This window comes from Mycobacterium sp. TH-M15 (assembly GCF_057473705.1).
Genome location: NZ_JBYCLB010000697.1, coordinates 1 through 1680 on the forward strand (window position 1 = coordinate 1; position 1680 = coordinate 1680).

The following is a 1680-nucleotide window of genomic DNA, read 5'->3' on the forward strand; positions in this document are numbered from 1 at the left end:
TCGGCGGTGGCGCTCACGTTGACGACCACCGTTCGTCCCTGTCCGGCGGGTGCGGGGTGCCGGATCGGGCATTCGGCGCCGCCGCAGGCGCAGGCGAGCTTGTGCCCCTCGGCCAGCGCGGTGAGGGCGTCGGCGCGGCGCTGATTCAGGCTTCGCGGGTCGTCGGCGCAGACGTCCTTGGCCAACTCGGAGAGGCGCCGGTCGAACGCGGCGCCCTGCGCGGCGGCCATCCGGCCGTGGATCTCTGCGGTCCCGTCCGGGTACGCGGTGACGCCGATGTAGCGGTTGCGCTCGGCGTTATGGCGCCGCTCACGGGCTGCGTCCGGGTCGAGGGCCAGCACGACGGCATCGACTGTGTTGATCACCCGCCGGCGCGACCAGCCGCGCCAATCCTCGACCTGGGTCGCCAGCTCCCGGTCGACGTCGGCGATGCGTTCGTACTCGACCAGCTCGGTGCGGCTGATGATCAGTTGCACGGTGGGCCAGTCGAGCCGCCCCTGCGCCAGCAGGCCGGCGATCCGTGGCAGCCGGGTGAACAACGTGTCGGCGTAGTGCACGTGGTGACTCGCCGCCGCGGGCGAGAGGTTCATCAGCGCCGAAACCTCGGCGCAGGTGCGCTCGAACCCGGTGATCATCGCGTGCATCGGGTCTTCCACCTCGGCGACGTCCGGTTCGCGCCGTTGCAGCAGTTCGGCGATGGCGCTGAGCCGGCCCGCGATCAGCACCGACTCCATCCGATACGTCTCCGCGATCAGCCCGGTGAGCCGGGCGGTCGGCAGCGCCTCGACCGCCACTTCCGAGCCGCTGATTATATCGAACATACATTCGAGTATAGGGGGGTGGGCTGTCACATGCTTTGTGGCGGGGTCGCACGGTGTGGATAACGGCGCGACTGTGGAGTGGTGGCGACGGTCACGATCCGGAAGCGTCGGCCCGCCACGCCACCTCGAAGTCGCCGGCATGGACGTCGACCAGAATGCTGGTGGAGCGGTCGTGGCAGAACTCCACCGGATACGGCGCACCGGGCGCGCGGTAGTCGTGGACGGTGGTGCCCTGGTCTCCGGCCGCCAGGCCGCGCTCGGGCAGCGCACGCAGCAGCCGGATCACGTCGTGCTCGTGGGCGTTGACCCGCTCCCGCCGGCGGAACGGCCGGAAGCCCCGCATCACAGCTCCAGTGCCCGATACGTCCGCCGGACGAACCGCGGCTGCGCGGTGCGCAGCTTGGCCGCCGAGGTGTTGCCGCCCACCTCGGCGGCCGGGTCGGTCGAGAACGTCGGGTGGTTCTGCACCAGGTACAGCAGGATCAGGTCGGCCTCCGGGTCGGCCTGCCACCAGGTGCCGTAGGCGCCCGGCCAGCTGAACGTGCCGACCCCGCCCGGGCCGAACAGCGGGCGCGCCTTCGCCGGGTCGGTCACCACCGACAGGTTCAGCCCGAAGCCGCGGCCGACCCAGAACGGGGCGCCCAGGAACGCCTGCCGCTTCTGGGCGTCGGTGAGCCGGTCGGTGCGCATCGCCCGCGCCGATTCGGCCGAGAGCACCCGCACCCCGTCGACCACCCCGCCGCCGAGCAGCATCCGGATGAACCGCAGGTAGTCGTCGGCGGTCGACATCAGTCCGCCGCCGGCGTTGGGGAAGGTCGGCTGGGTGATCGGCGGCGGGCCCATCACGTCGTGGCGCAGT

At 71.5% G+C, this 1680-nt stretch carries 3 protein-coding genes; all 3 read right to left on the minus strand.

Annotated elements, in window-relative coordinates; all coding sequences use genetic code 11:
- The coding region (locus AC2VNT_RS17175; RefSeq protein ID WP_486948002.1) for a DUF222 domain-containing protein at nt 1–821 on the minus strand (821 nt) is incomplete at its 3' end.
- Between the two features lie 91 nt (nt 822–912).
- The gene (locus tag AC2VNT_RS17180) at nt 913–1164 is read right to left on the minus strand and encodes a DUF4926 domain-containing protein (protein WP_486948003.1); all 252 of its coding nucleotides are present in this window, start codon (nt 1162–1164) and stop codon (nt 913–915) included.
- The coding region (locus AC2VNT_RS17185) for a serine hydrolase (protein ID WP_486948004.1) at nt 1164–1680 on the minus strand (517 nt) is incomplete at its 5' end. The genes AC2VNT_RS17185 and AC2VNT_RS17180, both read right to left, overlap by 1 nt.